The organism is Paraburkholderia kirstenboschensis, from assembly GCF_032806925.1.
GTDB lineage: Bacteria > Pseudomonadota > Gammaproteobacteria > Burkholderiales > Burkholderiaceae > Paraburkholderia > Paraburkholderia kirstenboschensis.
The window spans coordinates 207,350-226,811 of sequence record NZ_CP136513.1 but is presented as its reverse complement, the minus strand read 5'-3'; the positions used below and the strand labels follow the sequence as shown (position 1 = coordinate 226,811).

Below are 19,462 nucleotides of genomic sequence, written 5' to 3'. Positions count from 1 at the left end.
CCGTATAGCGTGTCGAGTTCGACGGCCTCGGCGTCAAGCTCAGTGTCAGAAAAACAGCCATCCGGTGACGAGAAAAAGCGGCAGCAACACCGCACCGGACCAGCCCAGATAGGCGAAAAAGCTCGGCATGCGAACGCCGCGCGACTCCGCAATCGCCTTTACCATGAAGTTCGGCGCATTGCCGATGTAACTGTTTGCGCCCATGAACACGGCGCCCGCCGAAATGGCCGCGAGCGTGGTGGCGCCGGTTGTCATGAGCGACGAAGCGTCGCCGCCGGCCAGGTTGAAGAACACGAGGTACGTGGGCGCGTTGTCCAGAAACGAAGATAGCAGGCCCGTCGCCCAGAAGTACATCGCGTCGTGCGGCTGTCCCGCGGAATCGGTGACGAGGTGAACCACGCCGGCAAACGCGCCGGCTTCGCCCGCACGCAGTATCGTGATGACGGGTGCAATCGTCACGAAGATGCCCGCGAACAACTTCGCCACCTCTTCGATCGGCGCCCAGTTGAAGTCGTTGCCCGCGCGAGCCGCACGCGGCGTCAATGCGAGCGAAAGCAACGTGACGCCGACGAGCGCGACATCGCGCACGGCGTTTTGCAAAGCCACATGAGTGCCGAGTATGTCGAAGCTCACGCCGGGCTTCCACAGCCCGCTCATGAGCACGAGCGCGACAACCGCGCCGAGCAACATGAAATTAACCTTGCCGTCGGTGCCGAGCGGCGGCGAGTCGGGCGTGGGATCGAGAAAACGCGAGCGCTCTTCTTCACGCCGATGGAAAAAGTACGAGTCGAGGCAATAGAACGCTGTCAGTAGAACACCGCAAACGAACAACATGGGCAGCGCGAGATGCGTGGTGGTCCAGAAGAAGTTGACGCCCTGCAGGAAGCCCAGGAAGAGCGGCGGATCGCCCAGCGGCGACAGGGAGCCACCCGCATTCGCGACCAGAAAGATGAAGAACACGACCACGTGCACAACATGCTGGCGATTGTCATTCGCGCGCAGCAACGGACGGATGAGCAGCATCGCTGCGCCGGTCGTGCCCATCACGCTCGCCAGCAACGTGCCGAGCGCGAGAATCGTTGTGTTCAGGCGCGGCGTGCCGTGCAGATTGCCGCGCACGCAGATGCCGCCCGCAACCGTGTACAGCGCGGTCAGCAACACGATGAACGGAATGTATTCTTCGAGCAATGCATGGACTAGCGTGCCGAACGCAGCGCCCCCGCCGAACGCAAACGCGAACGGCACGAGAAACACCATCGCCCACACCGCCGCGACCTTGCCAAAATGGTGATGCCAGAAAGCCGGCGCGACGAGCGGAAACACGGCAATGGAGAGCAGCATGCCCGCGAACGGCAATCCCCAGAGCGCGGAAAGCGATGCGCCTTCGAGTGTGGCGGCGCAGGCGAGCTGAGGCCAGCTCGTCAGCGTCAATGCAGCCACGAGCACCATGCGCATCGGCACGGCACGTCTAGTCATATGCTGGAGGTCCTTCTTATTTGGAATAACTTGAACACCGCGCAGTTACCCACGCGTGAAGAGAAGCGTGGCTTTCACTCAGGCGCCGAGTACGACGATCACATGCACGCGATACGGCCCATGCGCGCCGAGCACGATGGTCTGTTCGATATCGCCGGTGCGCGAAGGCCCCGAAATGAAGTTGACCGCACGCGGAAGCTCGCCCCGCTCACTGCGGATCAATGCGAATGCTTCTTCGTGTCCCGCCACGATGCGCGAAGCCGGCACGATTGCAATGTGCGTTTCCGGCAGCAGACCGGCTGACGCATAAGTGTCCGGCCCGGAGAGCAGCACGAGCGAGCCCGTTTCGGCAGTCGCACAGAAGCAGCCGGTCAGGCCCACCACGTCACCGTCTTTCGGTTTGCGAAATTCGACCGTGAGGCCCGCTTCGGTCCAGCGCAGATCCTCCAGCGTGCGCCAGGCAATGGCCTGCAACGGCAACGCGTGTTCCGCGAGATAGCGATACGCCGCGGCCGGCACGTCGCTCAGCGACGCTACCGTGTCTACGGTGGTCGCCATTTTCTGCGCTTCTTCAATGAAGCGCCCGGTCAGGTCCGCAGGCATATCCGGGCGCGGGCCAGGCGGATGGCGCGCCAGATAGTCCGCCGCTGCCTCGCGCTCGGACGCGGACGGCTCGGGCTCCCGGCCTTGCGCCGCGCGGATGCGCGCCAGAATGTTGCGGCGGGCAATCGATGTGTCCATATGCGAAAGTCCTCGTGTCGACAGCCGTGCGATATGCCGGAGATTATACCGGCCACCCTCCGCGCAAACACCCTGGCCGAACGGCATAGGAACACATCGGACGCGCGAAAACACGCGTGACAAAGCCGTTACTTCGCGGACTCTTCTTCTGGCTGCGCGATGCCGAAGACCTGCCGCAGATAGGCGAGATACGCCTTGTCCTCGCACATGTTCTTGCCCGGCGAATCGGACAGCTTCGCCACGGGCTGCCCGTTGCAGCGAACCATCTTGATCACGATCTGCAGCGGGTTGTAGCCGAGGTCGTTGGTCAGATTCGTGCCCACCCCGAATGCGAGCTTGCAGCGGCCGCGGAAGCGCTCGTAGAGTTGCAGCACCTTCGGAATGTCGAGCGCGTCGGAGAACACCAGAATCTTCGTGCGCGGATCGCAACGGTTCGCCTCGTAGTGCTTGAGCAGGCGCTCGCCCCAATCGAACGGGTCGCCCGAATCGTGGCGCGCGCCGTCGAACAGCTTGCAAAAGTACATGTCGAAGTCGCGCAGAAACGCCTGCATGCCATAGACATCCGACAGCGCAATACCAAGGTCGCCGCGATATTCCTTCGCCCACATTTCAAAGCCGAAGATCTGCGAATCGCGCAGCCGCGGACCGAGCGCCTGGCACGCCTGCAGATACTCGTGCGCCATGGTGCCGAGCGGCGTCAGGCTGTGCTTCATTGCGTAGAACACGTTGCTCGTGCCGGCGAACTGCTCGCCAAGGCCGTCTTTCAGCGTGAGGATCACTTCTTCATGCCATTGCTTGGAAAAGCGGCGACGCGTGCCGTAGTCGGCAATCTTGCAGTCGGCGAATTCCGGCCGCGCGCCCAGAAGTTTCATCTTGTCGACGAGACGCCCGCGGCCTTCGCTGTAGTCCGGTTCCTGCTGCGTATTACGGAAGTAGACCTCGTTGACGATTGCGAGCATCGGGATCTCGAACAGGATCGTGTGCAGCCACGGGCCTTTGATCTCAATGTCGATCTCGCCGTTGTTCTTCGGCGACGGCTCGATCGAAATGTACTTCTCGTTCAGATGAAAGAGCGCGAGGAACTCGATGAAGTCGCCCTTGATAAAGCGCATGCGCCGGAGGTAGTCGAGCTCCTCGTCGGTAAAGCGCAGCTGGCAGAGCTTGCGCACTTCGTCACGTATTTCGCCGATGTACGGCACGAGGTCGACGTTCGGCGTGCGGCAACGGAAGCCGTACTCGACGTTGGCCGCGGGGAAATGATGCAGAACCACCTGCATCATCGTGAACTTGTACAGATCGGTGTCGAGCAGCGAAGTAATAATCATGATGGTGCGAACTGGACCGCAGGAAGTACGGAAGGCCTGACTCAACCCATGCATAGGACGCGCCTCGTGCGCGCCGGCTTGACGCATGTTACCCGAATGCGCCGTCATTCAGGCTCGGGGCGCGCCGCCCGCCTCGCACCGCTGACCGCGAGCCGTTACTCTTTGCGCAGGCAATAAACTAATCACGAAAACATATAAAAGGCGCTGTGCGATGCTGCATGCGCCTCTTGACGTTACGTTACAATACCGCTTTTGGCGTTTGCGCCTTCCCTGATTCCGCATGCAGGAGCTGCCTGAATGACTCACGTTGTGACCGAAAGCTGCATCAAGTGCCGCTATACCGACTGCGTCGATGTGTGCCCGGTGGACTGCTTTCGCGAAGGTCCCAACTTCCTCGCGATCGACCCCGATGAATGCATCGACTGCGCAGTGTGCGTGGCCGAATGCCCGGTGAACGCCATTTATGCCGAAGAAGACGTGCCGGGCGACCAGCAGAACTTCATCGAGCTGAATGCCGATCTCGCCAAGAACTGGCCGAGCATCACCAAGACCAAGGCGCCGTTGCCGGAAGCCGACGAGTTCAAGGACGTCAAGGAAAAGCTCGCCCTGCTCGCGCGGTGAGCGTTTCTGAGCCCGTCACACGTCCTGACAGTTCGGATCAAATTGAGATGAACGCAAGGTATTGACAGGCGCCAACGCTCCTCCTACAATTTCGTTTCTCTGCTGTTGTTTTTCTGTTCCTCGATAGCTCAGTCGGTAGAGCGCCGGACTGTTAATCCGTAGGTCCCTGGTTCGAGCCCAGGTCGAGGAGCCAAGAATTGCAAAAGCCCGTTAACCAAGACGGGCTTTTTTATGTAGATCAAGTTGTGCTGCTGTTCCTCGATAGCTCAGTCGGTAGAGCGCCGGACTGTTAATCCGTAGGTCCCTGGTTCGAGCCCAGGTCGAGGAGCCAAAATTTCAAAGGCCCGCATCCGTGCGGGCCTTTTTGTTTTGCTCTTCCTTCAAGACAGGCGCCTCATTCGCGGTCGGCGCGTCGTTCTCCACCAATCATTCACGGCGGTTTTTCCAAGGCTCGTCTGGCGAGGTTTTGCCGATCGTCTCGCCAATCTTCCGGCGGTATACGATGACAGCTTTGCGGCGCACACCACGCCTCCAACGCTCCCTGCTCAATCCGGCCATCTCATGAAAATCACCACGTTGCACATCGCGCTTGCAGTCGCTGCCGCCGTCGCTTTGCCTGTCGCGCACGGCGAAGAAGTCGGCAGCGTCAATACGAACTTTCACATCACCGGTTCCGATCGGGTCGTCGTCGAGGCCTATGACGATCCTCTCGTTCAAGGCGTGACCTGTTATGTGTCACGCGCGCGCACAGGTGGCGTGAAGGGCACGCTCGGCATCGCGGAAGATCCCACGGAGGCGTCGATCGCCTGCCGTCAGGTCGGTGCAATTCATTTCACTGGTCCGCTGAAGCAGCAAGCCGATGTGTTCTCTGTGAGCATGTCGTTGATCTTCAAGGCGTTGCATGTGGTACGCGTGGTCGACACGAAGCGCAACGCGCTCGTGTATCTCACTTACAGCGACCGGGTCGTCAGCGGCAGCGCGAAAAACAGCGTGAGCGCCGTGCCGATGCCGGCCGGCACCACAATCCCCCTGAAGTGACCGACCTCGCAGGTCAGCGCGAGCGACGTCCTACGAAAAAGCGCACGGTGCGCGCCGCCGAACGACGCTCGCCGTTGCGCCCGCAGCCGCCTCTCCGCGCTAAACTGACTGGCCGTGCGAGAGCCATGCAATGACCGCCGTCCATCGTTTCCAGAATTCAGCCCGTTACTGGCGCACGCCGCTTCTGCCCGGCGCGGACCTGCTCACGGCTGAATATCACGACCACGAGTTCGCGCCGCACTGGCACGATGCGTTCACCATTCCCGTGATCGTCGCGGGCGCCGAAGGCTATCGGTATCGCGGTTCAGACTATGTCGCCGAAGCCGGGGGCGTGCCGATCATTAATCCGGGCGAACTGCACACCGGCTCGAAGGCGGTCGAAGCAGGCTGGCGGTATCGCGTAATGTACGCGCCGGTGCAATTCATTCACGAACTCGCCGATCAAGTCGCCGGCAAACCGCAGCCTTTGCCGTGGTTCGCACCCGGCGTGATTCGCGATCCCGACCTTGCCGCGCGGCTCGCGAACGCGCACTGCATGCTGGAAACGGGCAGCGACGCGCTGGCAGCCGAAACCGCGATGCTCGACGCGCTCTCCACGCTGCTCGTGCGCTATTCGCAGACGCTGCCCGAGCCTTCGCGCGTGGCCGTCGACGACGCCCGCGTCGCCGTCATGAAAGAACGCCTGGCAGGCGACCTGCTCGAACCGGTCATGCTCGCCGAAGTGGCGCAGGCGGCCGGACTCTCGCCGTTTCACGCGGCGCGCCTTTTCAACCGCGCGACAGGTCTGCCGCCCCACGCCTGGCGCAATCAGGTACGCCTGCAACGCGCGCTCGCGCCGTTGCGCGCCGGCGTCCCCGTAACAGACGTCGCGGCCGCCAGCGGCTTTACCGATCAAAGCCATTTCACGCGGCATTTCCGGCGCATGTTCGGCGTGCCGCCCGGACGCTGGCAGGGACAGTGATCGTCCGCAAGAACGTACAAGCCCGGCTCTGCCCCGCCCGTTATGCTTCCCGACTCAAAGGAGGCAAGTTTTGACCCACTCAGTCCGTTTAAGGGAAGTCACGGCGGGCGCGCGCGACATCATCCCGATGATGGTCGGCTCGGCGCCTTTCGGCGTCATTTTCGGCACGCTCGTCGCGTCCGGGCCGCTACATCTGTGGCAGGGCCAGTTGATGTCGCTCGTGGTATTCGCGGGCTCGGCGCAATTCATCGCGCTTGGGCTGATCGCGGGCCACGCTAGTTTCGCGGTGATCTGGGCGACCACGCTCGTGGTCAATCTGCGTCATGTTCTGTATAGCGCGACACTCGCACCGCACGTCGCGCATCTTCCGGCGCGCTGGCGCTGGGCTCTTGGCGCGCTCCTCACTGACGAAGTATTCGCAGTTGCGTGGGAGCACTATCGGAACCGCGAGCCGGGCACCGTCGGCCCGCACTATTTCTTCGGCGCCGGTCTCGCGATGTACCTGAACTGGCAGCTCTGGACAATCGCCGGCCTGCTGTTCGGCGCGGCCTTCCCCGGGCTTCAATCGCTCGGACTCGACTTCGCGATGGTCGCCACTTTCGTCGCGATCGTCGTGCCGCAGCTCATCGCGTTGCGCTATATCGCGGCCGCGGTGACCGCGGGCACGCTGGCCTTCTTCTGGCAAGCGTGGCCGTACAAGCTCGGCCTGCTCGCCGCCGTCTTCGCGGGCGTCGTGGTCGGCGTACTGCTTTCCACATCGGGCTTCGGCTTGCGGCGTGCGCGCAGGTCGGCGGAGGGATCGCGATGAACTACGTCGTATTGATACTCGGCATGGCGCTCATCACGGGGGTGATCCGCGCCGCCGTCTTCGTGCTCGGCGACCGGCTGGTGTTTCCGCCTCTGGTGCGCACCGCGCTCGGCTTCGTGCCGGTCACCGTGCTAACGGCAATCATCGTGCCGATGGCCGTCTCGCCGCATGGCGCCGACACCGGCGCTGAGCTGACGTGGCGCAATCCGCAACTGGTCGGTGCACTGGCCGCTGTCCTCGTGAGCGCACTGACACGGCGGCCGCTCGTTACCATCGCGGTGGGCCTCACGGTGTTTTTTGTCTGGCAATGCGTGGTGCTGCGATAACGCGCATGGGGTCCAACAAGTAAGGGCTCACTCACGCGGAAGCAGCCGGCGGTGGCGGCTTCCGCCTTCACCGCCGACTTTGATCGAGAGCCGCAAAACCTCTCCGGCATCGCTACCGAGCCCGCCTCAAATCCGACAAAACCCTTAAGTTTCCCGTCGATCCGCCGATATGCAGTCGAGGTCCGCTCGTCGGGATACGTCCCGCCAATGACGCGGCAACAGGCAGGAATCAAACGCGCAGCCATTGCACGTCCAGTCTTCCGGGTCCGCTTGCGACCGGAAAAACACGACGAGGCCGCGCGGCAGGACCAAACGGGATAGACACATGGGTCAAATTACCCTCACGCTCAAAGACGAGACCATTGCGACGCTGCGCAAGGATTTCGATGCATTTCTGCGCGTATCGCTGAAGCTCGATCCGCAGTTCGCGACGCCTTCGTTCGAGGACTTTCTGCGAGCCAAGCTGCTCGACAACATGGTGCCGCTGACCGAACATGCAGTTCAGCGGATGTTGCAGGGCGGCCAGTATGCATGGGCGAAACGCACGCTGGACAAGGAATTTCCGGACGTCGTCGCGATTCTGATGCGGCAGGCCGGCGAATTCGGTTTCGGCTTTGCGGCGCGCTCGGAGTGGACGCCGGAAGAGTTGGCCAAGCAATGTCGCGACTGGGCGGCGGCGATCGTCAAGGAAGCCGAAGGCGACGCCGTGCTGGTCGACCCGCTGTCGGCGCAGATCAAGGGCGCGGTGCAAGACATTCAGGCGCTCGAGGAAATCATGCAGACGCCTGCATGGCGGCTCGTGGAATCGCTGCGTCAGCGTGTGTATGAAGCGAAGGTGGCGTGCGAAACGAGCGTGGGCAGCACCGCGCGCGAAAAGCTGGGCGAACTGCGCGGGCTGTTGCGGCTCGGCATTTCGCACGGTTCGTTCCAGAAGCAGGAAGCGCAACAGATCATGGAATATCTGCGCCTGCTGAAGCCGGAAATCTTCGTCGAGGAACCCTACGACGTGTTTTCGCGAATGGCGGCGTGGCTGCGCAACTTCTTCGTGCCGCCGCGTCCGGCACCGCAACAGCAGCAACGGCAGTCGCGCTAGCTTTACCAAGCGGCAGCCAGCGTGTGGAGCTAGCTGGCTGCTACCGGGAGGCTACGGGGAAGCTCCCCGAGCAGCTACAGCAGCCTGCCCGGCATCGACCCGCCCGACCGCCCACCAGCGCACGGCTCAGTCCCACATCTTCCTCAGCCTTGCTCCGATTTCTACCTTCGCCTGCGCCGCCGCGGCAAGCCCCGCGGCCGTCGGTGCACTGGGCATCGGCACGCGCGGCCACGCGTACGCGTCGAACAGGGGCATCAGGTGCGTGGGGATAAAACGCGTGCGCGACGCCCACACGTGACGATCGCCCATATGCGTCTGGTTGTGCACGTAAAAGCGCTGTGGCACGACGATATGCAGGTCTTCCTTTGCACGCGTCATCGCCACGTAGAGCAGGCGGCGCTCTTCGTCGATTTCCTCTTCGCTGCCGGTGCCCAGATCGGACGGAATGCAACCGTCGACCCCATTTAGCACGAACACGTTGCGCCACTCCTGTCCCTTTGCCGAATGGATGGTGGACAGGATCAGATAGTCTTCGTCGATGAGCGGCACGCCCGATTCGTCGCTTGTGGCATCGGGCGGATCGAGCGTCAACTCGGTCAGAAAGCGCTCGCGCGATGCATACGTGCCCGCAATGCTCTCCATCTGCAACACATCGGCATGACGGATCGCGGCGTCTTCATGATTGCGCTCCAGATGCGGCTCGTACCAGCGCCGCACCATCTCGAACTCCGCAGGCCATGGCGTCTGCCGCCCATACACGGTCGACATCAGCTTGACGAACGGATGCCAGTCCTCCTGCGCGCGAGGCGGCGGCGCAAACGCGGCGAGCGTGCCCCCCGCGGTGTCGGCGGGATTGCCCACGCCGGCGCGCGCGACGATTTTGTCGAGCACTCTGGCGGCCGTGGCCGGCCCCACGCCGGGCAACAACTGCACGACGCGAAAACCGGCCACACGGTCGCGCGGATTCTCGGCCCAGCGCAGCACCGCGAGTACGTCCTTGACGTGCACGGAATCGAGAAACTTCAGGCCGCCGAACTTCACGAACGGAATGTTGCGCCGCGTAAGTTCGATCTCGAGCGCGGCGCTGTGATGCGCGGCGCGAAACAGCACCGCCTGCGACTTCAGCGTCATGCCCTGCTCGCGCGCCTCGAGCACCTGCTCGACGATATAGCGGGCCTGGTCGGCCTCGTCCGCAACAGTGACGAGCCGGGGACGCTGCGCCGACGCCTTGTCGGTCCACAGGTTCTTGGTATAGCGCTCGCTCGCCAGTTCGATCACCGCATTCGACGCGGCAAGAATCGGCTCGGTCGAGCGGTAATTGCGTTCGAGCGTGACCTGCGCCGCGGGTGGATCGAAATGCGCCGGGAAATCGAGAATGTTGCGCACGGTGGCGCCGCGAAACGAATAGATCGACTGTGCGTCGTCGCCGACCACGGTCAGGCCGCGTCCGTCCGGCTTCAGCGCGAGCAGGATCGACGCCTGCAGGCGGTTGGTGTCCTGATATTCGTCGACCAGCACGTGATCGAAGCGCGCCGACATATCCGCGGCAATCGCCGGCTCCGCGGCCATATGCGACCAGTAGAGCAACAGGTCGTCGTAATCGAGCACGCTCTGCTTCTGCTTGGCGTCGACGTAGGCGGCGAACAGCATGCGCAGATCGGCTTCCCACTCGCGACACCACGGGAACGCGCTGTCGAGCACCTGCCCGAGCGACGCGCCGGTGTTCACGACGCGCGAGTAAATGGCGAAGCAGGTTCCCTTGGCCGGAAAACGCCGTTCCTTCGCGGATAGGCCCCGTTCATGCCGCACCAGATTCATCAGGTCGGCGGAATCCTCACGGTCGTTGATCGTGAAAGCCGGTGCGAGACCGATCAGTTCGGCATATTCGCGCAGAAGCCGCGCACCGACGCTATGGAAGGTGCCCGCCCATGTCAGCCCTTGCGCGAGCGCGGCGCGCGTGCCGAGCGCCGTCGTGGCGATGCGCGTGACGCGGCGTGTCATTTCGAGCGCCGCGCGGCGCGAAAACGTCAGCAGCAGGATTCTGCGCGGATCGGCGCCCTTCACCATCAGATTGGCCACGCGGTGTGCAAGCGTGCTGGTCTTGCCGGAGCCCGCGCCCGCAATCACCAGCAAGGCGCCCGGCGGTGCATGAGGCGTAGCCGCGCCGAATTCGACGGCCTCGCGCTGCGCGTCGTTGAGCTTGGCAAGCCAGGCGGCGGTATTGGACGGCGGCGGCGTTTCTGCGACGGCAAGCACGGTGTTTTTCAAGGCGTTCGATGGATGGAAACGGCGACGCATACTGTATATCCATACAACCCGCGCGCACAAGCGCCCTTTTTTCGCATGGCTGCTGGGCAGTCACACGAGCGCCGCGTCGCATCGCACGCACGTTTCCCGCGCCGGCGAAAAACAACGGCCCGTCTGCTTCTCGGAGACGGGCCGTTTCGTCGAGCAAGACGCGTCTGCTCATCCGGGAGCAGAAAGCCTACTGCTTTTTCGCGTCCTTCAGAGTGGCCTCGGCATGCGCCTTGTCGGCGTCGGCCTGAGCTTCGGTCTTTTCCTTGTCCGCCTTGGCTTGCGCGACAGCCGCCTTCTTGTCCGCCTTGGCCTGCTGCTTCGCCGCCTTCTGATCGGCGTGCGTGACCGGCGCTGCGGCCGGATCGCTTGCCTGCGCGAATGCGGCCGACGACAGGCAGCCCGCGATCAGCAGCGCGCAAAGCCGTCCCGTGAGAAATTTTGCGGACTTCGTAGATTGAGTGTTGCTCATGCGATACCTCCTTACCAGGCTCATCAAATCAACTACAGCGGCTTAAACCAGGTTCGACGCCGCGGGCTTACTAAGCCCGCGGCTCGACCTGCTATTAGTGCTTAACCTCGCCGCCGTCAGGCTGCACGCCCGCCTGACTTTGCAGGTTCATCTTCATTTCGTTGTCGGCGGCCTGCTTGTCCGCTTTCTTGTTGATCTTCGCGTCGCGCACTTGCTCCTTGTATTCGGACTTGGCAGCCTTCTGCTGTTCCTTCAACTCGGCCTTCGACGCCTTCTTCGACGCGCGGTACTCCGCATTAGCCTTCGCGTTCGCTTCGCGCTTTTGCACCAGCGGATCTGGGGAGCCCGAGGCCGTCAGGCGCGTCGGTGCCGGTGTCACCGGCTGGATGCCCTGAGCAGCGGGCGCGGCCGGCGCGACGTCGGCGCCTGGCGTCTGGAGCTGTGCCTGCGTATTCACGCCCGCGACCGGTTGAACGGGCTGCGTGGTCTGCGCCACCGCTGCGGTAGCGGCGAATGCGGTCATGGCGGTTCCGATCAGGAGCGTACGAATCTGGGTCATGGCAAATTCCTCTCTAGAGTTGTTGTGGCCGGGTGGAGCTATCCTGCATCGCGCTGGGCGCGCTGGACACCTTCCCGGTCTGCTCATAGCCGAACTAGATCCGGCAAGCTTTCCTGCTGAGATGCACTTTACGAGTGAAGTTCAATCGTGGCGACCGGTGTTACGCGACGTTTCACTTTCCGACAAGCGGATAACATCTGCTTGCATTTGCTTGCGATGCGTTCACGAAACACTGCGCGAGACAACGCGACTTCTTCGGGGCAAGCTTGTGGCTTATGATGCGAACCCCTTGCCTGAAGGTGCAATGCCCATGCCCAACCTCGATTTCACGCTCACCGGCGACTACGTCGAACTTCACAATCTGCTGAAGATCACGGGGCTCGCGGACAGCGGCGGCTCGGCAAAAATGATGGTGGCGGACGGAGCCGTGACGGTGGACGGCCGAGTCGAAACGCGTAAAACGTGCAAGATCCGCGCGGGTCAGGTGGTGCTGCTCGGCGACACGCGGATCGCGGTCCACGAAGCCTGACGGCTGCTGCCCGGTCGAACCACGAGATTCCGCAGCAAACTCGCGCACCAAAAACGTGCTTCGTCCATCGACTTTGCAGCGGTCACGCAATAAGCTGTTGGTTTCGCTAGACGAGCCGCCCCGCTGACATCGCCGGCTGCTGGGCCCTCCGGGAAACCGCGTGGAGCCGCGCTGACGGGCGTCATCGCGGGGCCCGTGAGCCGTCATGCGACCGTGGGCCCGCGCGTCTCTCGTGCATTGCGTGCCTTCAGTGCCGCGGGTGCTTCCGGGGCCGCTGTCGCCGGCGGTCACGGCGTCGTCATTCCGTCAAACTTTCACGCGCTCCATGACTCAATCCGGCCTCACCCGGGTAGCAACCCGTCCGCCGACCCTTTCCCGCCACGCCGCCGACACCGCACGGCTCGCCGCGCCGCTCGCCATCGCGCAACTGTCGCAAATGGCCATGGGCGTCACCGACACGATCCTGCTCGGCTCTCTCGGGCCGGACGCGCTCGCGGCCGGCGGTCTGGGCGCCAACCTGTTCTTCGTCGTCGTGACGCTGCTGCAGGGCGTGCTGACGTCCGTCAGCGTAAGCGTTTCGCATGCGCGCGGCGCGCAGGAAGAAAGCCGCGTGCCGCACATCTACTGGACCGGTTTTGTGTTGTCGGTGCTGCTGTCGGTGCCGGCGTTCGCGCTGCTATCCTTCGCGACGCCCATCCTGCTTGCGTTCGGCGAACCGGCGCTGCTCGCGCACAACGTCGGCGAATATGCGGCGGTGCTGCGCTGGGGCGCTCTGGGCAGTCTGATCGGCGTCGGTCTGATGCGCTCTTTCCTGCCGGCGATCGGCGCGGCGCGGCGGCTCCTGTGGGTGTCGCTGATCAGCGTCGGCGTGAACGGATTTCTCAACTACGGACTGATTCACGGCGCCTACGGGCTGCCGCGGCTCGGCTTTCTCGGCTCGGCCGCTGCGACGTCCATCACCGTCTGGCTGACCGCGCTCGTGCTGATGGCGCTCCTGCACCTACGGCCGCGCTATCGCCATTTCGTGGTCGCCACGCGCCCCAACGTCCCGCTGATGGGCGAACTGTTCGGTATCGGCTGGCCCGTAGCGATCACCTACGGCGTGGAATCGACGCTCTTTCTCGCGACCGGTCTGATGGTCGGGCTGCTCGGCGAGTCGCAACTGGCCGCGCACCAGATCGCGCTGAACGTCGCGTCGGTGGCGTTCATGGTGCCGCTCGCCATCGGCCAGGCGGCCAACGTGAGAGTCGGCTTCTGGTCCGGCGCCGGGCAGCCGCTCGCCGCGCGCCACGCGGGCTTCGTCGCGCTGGCGCTCGGCGTCGGCTTCATGACGCTATCGGGAATCGTGCTGATCGCCGCGCCGCACTGGATAGTGGGCCTCTATCTGCACCTGGACGATCCGGCCAATGCGGTGACCGTGACGCTCGCGAGTTCGCTCCTCGGCGTGGCGGCGATTTTTCAGATCGTCGACGGCATGCAAACCGTTGGATCAGGTTGCCTGCGCGGTCTGAAAGACACCCGCATACCGATGATCGCCGCCGCGTTCGGCTACTGGGTGATCGGTTTTCCGACCGGCTATACGCTTGCGTTTCATGCCGGGCTGGGCGCTCGCGGTTTATGGTGGGGACTCGCGGCCGGCCTCGCGAGCGTCGCGCTGCTGATGACGCTGCGCTTTCACAAGCTAAGCTTGCGGCGCGTGCCGGTCGCGAAAGATGCGCCGCCTGCCGCATCGGTTTGAGCGCCGCGAACGGACTCGTCGTTTGAAGCACGCCCGCTGTGCGTGGTAGAGCCGCGCGGCCATGGCGGGCGGGCGGTCTTGCCGCACAAGGGAACTACGGCACAGCAAGACAACGTCCCCGCGAACTCGTTACACGCGCAACCAGAGAGTCAGCAAGCTCGCGCCCACAACGTTAAAATGCATGACTTCTTCGATGCCTGTCGCGAACCCGCGTCCATCCACCGAAGCTCCGCTTGCGCGCCTCACAAAGGACCGCGCCGCCGGCAGGTCCACCATCCGCTGACAACCTGCCGTTCTCTCGCGACGTAACCGCAGCAACCCGCGACGTACGGCGCGACGTGCCCATAGGCGCGCGCTGCAATCCGTGAGGCGCCGCCGCCCCGCAGACCGTCGCGGCCTTCAGCGCCGCGCTCGCTTGCGAACAAGCAACCCCCTCTTCTCGCCATAAAACATAACCAAGGACCTTGCCCCATGCTTGCCCGCATCACCCGTCTTTTTCCCGTTTGGGCCGTGCTCGTTTCGGTTGCGGCGTACTTCTCGCCGGCTTCGTTCGCCGGCATCGCTCCGCACGTCACCACGCTTCTGACCATCATCATGCTGGCGATGGGCGTCACGCTTTCCGTTGCCGACTTTCAGCGCGTCTTCACACGGCCGGCGCCGGTGATCGCAGGCATCGTGCTGCATTACCTCGTGATGCCGCTCGCCGCCTGGGTAATCGCGAAAGCTTTGCGCATGCCGCCCGATCTGACCGCCGGCATGGTGCTGGTGGGCAGCGTGGCGAGCGGCACCGCGTCCAACGTGATGATCTATCTGGCGCGCGGCGACGTCGCGCTGTCGGTGACGATCAGTGCGTTGTCCACGCTCGTCGGCGTCTTTGCGACGCCGCTTCTCACGCGCCTCTACGTGGATGCGTCTATCGCCGTGGACGTCCACGGCATGCTGATGAGCATCCTGCAAATCGTCGCGCTGCCGATCGTGATCGGCCTCGTGGTGAATCATCTGTTGAGCAAGGCCGTTCGCAAGATCGAGCCGGTGCTGCCGCTCGTTTCGATGGTCGCGATTCTGCTGATCATCGGTGCGGTGGTGGGCGGCACGCAAAAGAGCATTGCATCCGTCGGCCTCGTGGTGATGTTCGGCGTGGTGCTGCATAACGGCATCGGTCTTCTCGGCGGCTATTGGGGCGGCCGTCTGCTGGGTTTCGACGAAGCCGTTTGCCGCACGCTTGCAATCGAAGTCGGCATGCAGAACTCGGGCCTCGCCGCGACGCTCGGCAAGCTGTACTTCACGCCAATTGCCGCGTTGCCCGGCGCGTTGTTCTCGGTCTGGCACAACCTGTCGGGGTCGCTGCTCGCGGGTTTCTGGGCAGGGCGTCCGGCGAAGGGCTCGACGTATGCCGAAGGCGAGCGCGAGCTGAACACCGAACGCGTCTGACGGCTTCGGACCACCGCTCATAACGGTCCCACGCGCCGCCGGCGTGCCGCGATGCACAGTCCGGCGGCGCGATTCCCCTTAGAATGGATTTCTCGGCAGCGCGGCTGAAGCATCTGCGCTGCCGTCACGAAAAGCCTGAACAACAAGGGGAAAAAGCGTGCAGTGGCATATAGAACAAAAGCAGACCGCGACGCAACGCAAGCGCGCGATCGGCGCCGCCAGACATTTTTTCTTGCTGTGCTGCACGTCGGCATTTCTGACTGCGTGCGCGAGCAAACCTCCCGCCACCGCGTTCGATCGCCCGGTCACTCACGCGTTAGCCCCGACCGAAACCACGCCGCTTCGTGCGGCGCTAGAACCGCTTGAAGCCGCTCATCCGGGGGAATCGGGTTTTCGTGTGCTCTCGAGCGGCACCGACGCATTGCAGATGCGCATCGCGCTCGCCCGTGCGGCGACAAAAACGCTCGACATGCAGTACTACATCGCGAACGAGGACACCACCGGCAAGCTGCTGCTCGGCGCGGCGCTGTACGCGGCGGATCACGGCGTGCGCGTGCGCATGCTGGTCGACGACCTGAACTTCAAGGACATCGACCGCATCATGGCGGGCTTGAATTCGCACAACAACATCGAGATTCGCGTCTTCAACCCGTTCGGTAGCGCGCGTGAAGGCATGTTCGAGCGCACCACGAATGTCTTCACGCAGATCGGCCACTTCACGCGCCGCATGCACAACAAGGCGATGATCGCAGACAACCAGTTGGCGATTGTCGGCGGCCGCAATCTCGGCGACGAATACTTCAGCGCGAGCGAAGTCCTGCAGTTTCGCGACATCGACGTGCTCGCCGCCGGCCCGATCACCGCCGATGTCTCGGCGAGCTTCGACGACTACTGGAACAGCAGCGTCGCGTATCCGCTGGGCGTGCTGAACAAGCAGAAATTCGATCGCGGGGAACTCGATCAGACGCGCGACGACCTTCGCCAGCACTGGCGCACCAACGCCGATCCGTACAACGCGAAGCCCTTGAACGCGACGCCGCTCGCCACGCAGATTTCGGGCAAGCAACTCGGCCTGACCTGGGCGCACGCGGAGTTTCAGGCGGACCAGCCGGAGAAGATCGAGAGCCCGTCGCCCGACTACGTCAGTCCACCGATGAAGCGGCTTGGCGAGCTGATGAAGGACGCGAGCAAGGATTTCCTCGTCGTGTCGCCCTACTTCGTTCCGCACGAAACCGGCGTGACGGCGCTCGGCGCACTCACGCACCGAGGCGTGCGTGTAGCGATCCTGACGAATTCGCTCGCCGCCACCGACGCGGTCGCCGTGCAAGCGGGCTACAGCCCGTTTCGCGTGCCGCTCCTGCAACAGGGCGTCGAGTTATACGAGTTCAAGCCACGCCAGGACACGCCCACGGCGGGAATCGCCGGGTCGCGTTCGCGCGCGAGTCTGCATGCGAAGACTTATGTGATCGACCGCAGGATTCTGGTGATCGGCTCGATGAACCTCGATCCGCGCTCCGCGCATCTGAATACCGAACTCGCGCTGGTGATCCACAGCCCGCAACTTGCTGCGCAGGTCGCCGATATCTTCGACGGCGCCACGGCGCCCGAGCGAAGCTATCGCGTGACGCTCGCCGACGACGCGCAGCTCGCCTATCTCCGTTCGATCGGCGCGCCGCTGTCCCCGCTCGTGTGGACCGATGTCGAAGACGGCACGCGCCGCACCTATATTTTCGACCCGCAGGCAGGGTTATACCGGAACGCGCTAACGGGGCTATTCTCCCTATTGCCGGTCAACGCAGAACTTTAAAAGCGGAGCTCAACCATGACTGAAGACGTACGAATGGAGCGCGACACGTTCGGTGAAATCGCTGTGCCGAACGCTCATCTGTGGGGCGCGCAAACGCAGCGCTCGCTGCAGAATTTCCGCATTTCCACCGAGAAGCAATCGCCCGAACTGATCACCGCGCTCGCCGTGATCAAGCGCGCCGCCGCCGAGGTGAACCTGGGCCTCGGCGTGCTGGACGAGACGAAGGCGCACGCGATCATGCAGGCGGCCGACGAGATTATCGAAGGCAAGCATCCGGAAGAATTTCCGCTCGCGGTCTGGCAAACCGGCTCCGGTACGCAAACGAACATGAACCTGAACGAAGTGATCGCGAATCGCGCGAGCGAACTGCTCGGCGGCGAGCGCGGCGAAGCGCGCAAAGTGCATCCGAACGACGACGTGAATCGCGGCCAGTCGTCGAACGACGTCTTCCCCACGGCCATGCACGTGGCCGCAGCGCATGGCATCGTCAAGCATCTGCTGCCTGCGCTCAAGACGTTGCGCGACACGCTCGACGGCAAGGCGAAAGCGTTTGCCGGCATAGTAAAGATCGGCCGCACGCACTTGCAGGACGCAACGCCGCTCACGCTCGGTCAGGAGTTCTCGGGCTATGTCGCGCAGCTCGACCATGGCATCCGTCATGTTGAATCGACGTTGCCGCATCTGTATGAACTCGCGCAGGGCGGCACGGCTGTCGGCACCGGTTTGAATGCGCATCCGCAATTCGCCGACAAGGTCGCGGCTGCAATCGCGCGGCTCACCGGCGTGCCGTTCGTTTCCGCGCCCAACAAATTCGAGGTGATGGCCGCAGCCGATGCGCTCGTCTTCGCGCATGGCGCGCTGAAGACGGTGGCCGCGAGCCTGAACAAGATCGCCAACGACATCCGCTGGCTCGCGAGTGGTCCGCGCTGCGGCTTGGGCGAACTGTCGATTCCGGAGAACGAACCGGGCAGCTCGATCATGCCGGGCAAGGTCAATCCCACGCAGTCCGAAGCCTTGACAATGCTGTGCGCGCAAGTGCTCGGCAATGACGTCGCGGTGAACATCGGCGGCGCGAGCGGCAACTTCGAGTTGAACGTATTCCGGCCGATGATCGCGCACAACGTGCTGCAATCCATCCGCCTGCTCGCCGACGGCGCTCTCAGTTTCAACGAAAACTGCGCGGTCGGCATCGAGCCGAATCGCGAGCGGATCGACGCGCTGCTCAACCAATCGCTGATGCTCGTGACGGCGCTCAATCCGCACATCGGCTACGACAAGGCCGCGCAGATCGCGAAGAAGGCGCACAAGGAGGGCACCACGCTGAAGGCCGCGGCGCTCGCGCTCGGCTATGTCACTGAGCAGCAGTTCGACGAATGGGTGCGGCCGGGCGATATGGTGGGCCATTCGGCGCCGTGATTGGCGCCTCGCCGCTCGCGCGCTTTACGCGCTGGGCGACTCGCGGTGAGTCGCCCGGTTTGATTCGATGCTGGTTTGATCCAGATTAGCCGGGATGGGAAAGCGGATGCTTAAGCGGCAAAAGCCCGCCGCCGGTGGCTCGCTGCCTGCAGTTTTGCCGGCGCCCAGGTCAACGCCAGCAAGCGTCGTTCAAACCTTGCCCTGTGCCACTTCTTCCGGCTTCAGCTCGACGATCGCGTCGAGCGCTTCCTTCACGTCCATCGCGTACTTCGCGAGGCGCTTCTGCTCGTCGGTTTCCGGCACGAACGACGGCACCTGCACCGGGTGCCCGTTTTCGTTGACCGCAACCATCACGACGAGACAATCCGTGGTTTGCAGCAACTCGCCGCCCTTCGGGTCGCCAGCCTGCACCGACACATGGATGTGCATGCTGGTGCGCCCTGTCGCCACCACGCGCGCGCGCAATTCGACGAGGTTGCCCACCAGAATCGGTCGACGGAAACGAATATTGCCGACACTGACCGTCACGCAGTAACGCCCGGACCACACCGCCGAGCACGCATACGCGGTTTCGTCGATCCACTTCATCAGCGCGCCGCCGTGCACCTTGCCGCCGAAGTTGACCGAGCTGGGTTCGGCGAGAAAGCGGAACGTGGTTTCCGAACGTTCCAGCGGCGCTGAGAGATGGCTGCTCATCTTGACTCCGGTCAATCGGATGCATTGAAAGGAGGCGATTATACGAGCGCAATATTGACTGCGTCGCCACTTATCGGGCCGAACCGTGCGCAATTGTCCTTGCACGCAGCGCGTTTTGGCGCGCGCTGCG

18 protein-coding genes and 2 tRNA genes are annotated in these 19,462 nt (G+C 63.4%); 13 read left to right on the top strand and 7 right to left on the bottom strand.

Going from position 1 to position 19,462, the window contains the following annotated elements; genetic code table 11:
* Window positions 1–45: 45 nt before the first annotated feature.
* The 3 genes from RW095_RS23690 to pncB all read right to left on the bottom strand — a co-directional run bounded on the left by RW095_RS23690 (window position 46) and on the right by pncB (window position 3,542).
* Complete coding sequence (locus tag RW095_RS23690) at window positions 46–1,476, bottom strand: sodium:proton antiporter (protein WP_394365187.1); 1,431 nt, start codon at window positions 1,474–1,476, stop codon at window positions 46–48.
* A 78-nt stretch (window positions 1,477–1,554) separates the two neighbouring features.
* Window positions 1,555–2,217, bottom strand: coding sequence for a LutC/YkgG family protein (locus RW095_RS23685; RefSeq protein ID WP_317021398.1), 663 nt, complete (start codon window positions 2,215–2,217; stop codon window positions 1,555–1,557).
* 128 nt (window positions 2,218–2,345) lie between these two features.
* Window positions 2,346–3,542: a nicotinate phosphoribosyltransferase gene (gene pncB, locus RW095_RS23680; protein ID WP_128585460.1), complete on the bottom strand. Its 1,197-nt coding sequence runs from the start codon at window positions 3,540–3,542 to the stop codon at window positions 2,346–2,348.
* 297 nt (window positions 3,543–3,839) lie between these two features.
* Between pncB and fdxA the strand changes: the two genes are divergently transcribed.
* From fdxA to RW095_RS23640, 8 genes are all read left to right on the top strand, one after another.
* Entirely contained in the window at window positions 3,840–4,163 is a 324-nt protein-coding gene (gene fdxA / locus RW095_RS23675) for a ferredoxin FdxA (protein ID WP_020069367.1), read from the top strand.
* A 117-nt stretch (window positions 4,164–4,280) separates the two neighbouring features.
* A tRNA-Asn gene (locus RW095_RS23670) sits at window positions 4,281–4,356 on the top strand.
* 62 nt (window positions 4,357–4,418) lie between these two features.
* Window positions 4,419–4,494, top strand: a tRNA-Asn gene (locus RW095_RS23665).
* Between the two features lie 230 nt (window positions 4,495–4,724).
* Complete coding sequence (locus tag RW095_RS23660) at window positions 4,725–5,201, top strand: CreA family protein (RefSeq protein WP_317021397.1); 477 nt, start codon at window positions 4,725–4,727, stop codon at window positions 5,199–5,201.
* A gap of 130 nt (window positions 5,202–5,331) precedes the next feature.
* Window positions 5,332–6,162 carry a helix-turn-helix transcriptional regulator gene (locus tag RW095_RS23655; protein ID WP_317021396.1) on the top strand — a complete coding sequence of 277 codons (831 nt, stop codon included), beginning with the start codon at window positions 5,332–5,334 and terminating at the stop codon, window positions 6,160–6,162.
* Window positions 6,163–6,289: 127 nt separating this feature from the next.
* Window positions 6,290–6,970, top strand: coding sequence for an AzlC family ABC transporter permease (locus RW095_RS23650; RefSeq protein WP_317022654.1), 681 nt, complete (start codon window positions 6,290–6,292; stop codon window positions 6,968–6,970).
* Window positions 6,967–7,296 (top strand): AzlD domain-containing protein, encoded by a 330-nt coding sequence (locus tag RW095_RS23645; protein WP_317021395.1) that lies wholly within the window; start codon window positions 6,967–6,969, stop codon window positions 7,294–7,296. Before RW095_RS23650 ends, RW095_RS23645 begins: the two co-directional genes overlap by 4 nt.
* 325 nt (window positions 7,297–7,621) lie before the next feature.
* Entirely contained in the window at window positions 7,622–8,389 is a 768-nt protein-coding gene (locus RW095_RS23640; RefSeq protein WP_110404864.1) for a DUF4088 family protein, read from the top strand.
* Between the two features lie 126 nt (window positions 8,390–8,515).
* Here the strand turns inward: RW095_RS23640 and RW095_RS23635 are convergent, their stop codons facing one another.
* From RW095_RS23635 to RW095_RS23625, 3 genes are all read right to left on the bottom strand, one after another.
* On the bottom strand, window positions 8,516–10,645 hold the full coding sequence (locus RW095_RS23635; protein WP_317022653.1) for an ATP-dependent helicase: 2,130 nt from the start codon (window positions 10,643–10,645) through the stop codon (window positions 8,516–8,518).
* Window positions 10,646–10,874: 229 nt separating this feature from the next.
* Window positions 10,875–11,156 (bottom strand): hypothetical protein, encoded by a 282-nt coding sequence (locus tag RW095_RS23630; RefSeq protein WP_317021394.1) that lies wholly within the window; start codon window positions 11,154–11,156, stop codon window positions 10,875–10,877.
* Window positions 11,157–11,250: 94 nt separating this feature from the next.
* Window positions 11,251–11,715 carry a hypothetical protein gene (locus RW095_RS23625; RefSeq protein WP_317021393.1) on the bottom strand — a complete coding sequence of 155 codons (465 nt, stop codon included), beginning with the start codon at window positions 11,713–11,715 and terminating at the stop codon, window positions 11,251–11,253.
* Window positions 11,716–12,025: 310 nt separating this feature from the next.
* On the opposite strand from RW095_RS23625, the gene RW095_RS23620 reads away from it, so the two are divergent.
* The 5 genes from RW095_RS23620 (at window position 12,026) to fumC (ending at window position 18,636) form a co-directional block, all read left to right on the top strand.
* Window positions 12,026–12,244 carry an RNA-binding S4 domain-containing protein gene (locus RW095_RS23620; RefSeq protein WP_011489423.1) on the top strand — a complete coding sequence of 73 codons (219 nt, stop codon included), beginning with the start codon at window positions 12,026–12,028 and terminating at the stop codon, window positions 12,242–12,244.
* Window positions 12,245–12,569: 325 nt separating this feature from the next.
* A complete protein-coding gene (locus RW095_RS23615; RefSeq protein ID WP_317021392.1) occupies window positions 12,570–13,982 on the top strand; it encodes an MATE family efflux transporter in 1,413 nt (470 codons plus the stop codon).
* Between the two features lie 471 nt (window positions 13,983–14,453).
* A complete protein-coding gene (gene panS / locus RW095_RS23610; protein ID WP_317021391.1) occupies window positions 14,454–15,413 on the top strand; it encodes a ketopantoate/pantoate/pantothenate transporter PanS in 960 nt (319 codons plus the stop codon).
* A gap of 157 nt (window positions 15,414–15,570) precedes the next feature.
* Window positions 15,571–17,220, top strand: a complete 1,650-nt coding sequence (locus RW095_RS23605) for a phospholipase D family protein (RefSeq protein ID WP_317021390.1) — start codon at window positions 15,571–15,573, stop codon at window positions 17,218–17,220.
* Window positions 17,221–17,235: 15 nt separating this feature from the next.
* Entirely contained in the window at window positions 17,236–18,636 is a 1,401-nt protein-coding gene (fumC, locus tag RW095_RS23600) for a class II fumarate hydratase (RefSeq protein ID WP_317021389.1), read from the top strand.
* A 189-nt stretch (window positions 18,637–18,825) separates the two neighbouring features.
* Here fumC and RW095_RS23595 read toward each other — a convergent pair whose 3' ends face one another.
* Window positions 18,826–19,332, bottom strand: a complete 507-nt coding sequence (locus RW095_RS23595) for an acyl-CoA thioesterase (RefSeq protein ID WP_128585448.1) — start codon at window positions 19,330–19,332, stop codon at window positions 18,826–18,828.
* Window positions 19,333–19,462 lie beyond the last annotated feature (130 nt).

Excerpts from the sequence above, each read along its gene's own strand:
- RW095_RS23620 (WP_011489423.1), top strand. The coding sequence starts at position 12,026 with ATGCCCAACCTCGATTTCACGCTCACCGGCGACTACGTCGAACTTCAC.
- RW095_RS23685 (WP_317021398.1), bottom strand. The coding sequence starts at position 2,217 with ATGGACACATCGATTGCCCGCCGCAACATTCTGGCGCGCATCCGCGCG.
- RW095_RS23650 (WP_317022654.1), top strand. The coding sequence starts at position 6,290 with ATGATGGTCGGCTCGGCGCCTTTCGGCGTCATTTTCGGCACGCTCGTC.
- fumC (WP_317021389.1), top strand. The coding sequence starts at position 17,236 with ATGACTGAAGACGTACGAATGGAGCGCGACACGTTCGGTGAAATCGCT.
- RW095_RS23615 (WP_317021392.1), top strand. The coding sequence starts at position 12,570 with ATGACTCAATCCGGCCTCACCCGGGTAGCAACCCGTCCGCCGACCCTT.
- RW095_RS23655 (WP_317021396.1), top strand. The coding sequence starts at position 5,332 with ATGACCGCCGTCCATCGTTTCCAGAATTCAGCCCGTTACTGGCGCACG.
- RW095_RS23660 (WP_317021397.1), top strand. The coding sequence starts at position 4,725 with ATGAAAATCACCACGTTGCACATCGCGCTTGCAGTCGCTGCCGCCGTC.
- RW095_RS23625 (WP_317021393.1), bottom strand. The coding sequence starts at position 11,715 with ATGACCCAGATTCGTACGCTCCTGATCGGAACCGCCATGACCGCATTC.
- RW095_RS23595 (WP_128585448.1), bottom strand. The coding sequence starts at position 19,332 with ATGAGCAGCCATCTCTCAGCGCCGCTGGAACGTTCGGAAACCACGTTC.
- pncB (WP_128585460.1), bottom strand. The coding sequence starts at position 3,542 with ATGATTATTACTTCGCTGCTCGACACCGATCTGTACAAGTTCACGATG.
- RW095_RS23645 (WP_317021395.1), top strand. The coding sequence starts at position 6,967 with ATGAACTACGTCGTATTGATACTCGGCATGGCGCTCATCACGGGGGTG.
- fdxA (WP_020069367.1), top strand. The coding sequence starts at position 3,840 with ATGACTCACGTTGTGACCGAAAGCTGCATCAAGTGCCGCTATACCGAC.
- panS (WP_317021391.1), top strand. The coding sequence starts at position 14,454 with ATGCTTGCCCGCATCACCCGTCTTTTTCCCGTTTGGGCCGTGCTCGTT.
- RW095_RS23640 (WP_110404864.1), top strand. The coding sequence starts at position 7,622 with ATGGGTCAAATTACCCTCACGCTCAAAGACGAGACCATTGCGACGCTG.
- RW095_RS23690 (WP_394365187.1), bottom strand. The coding sequence starts at position 1,476 with ATGACTAGACGTGCCGTGCCGATGCGCATGGTGCTCGTGGCTGCATTG.
- RW095_RS23630 (WP_317021394.1), bottom strand. The coding sequence starts at position 11,156 with ATGAGCAACACTCAATCTACGAAGTCCGCAAAATTTCTCACGGGACGG.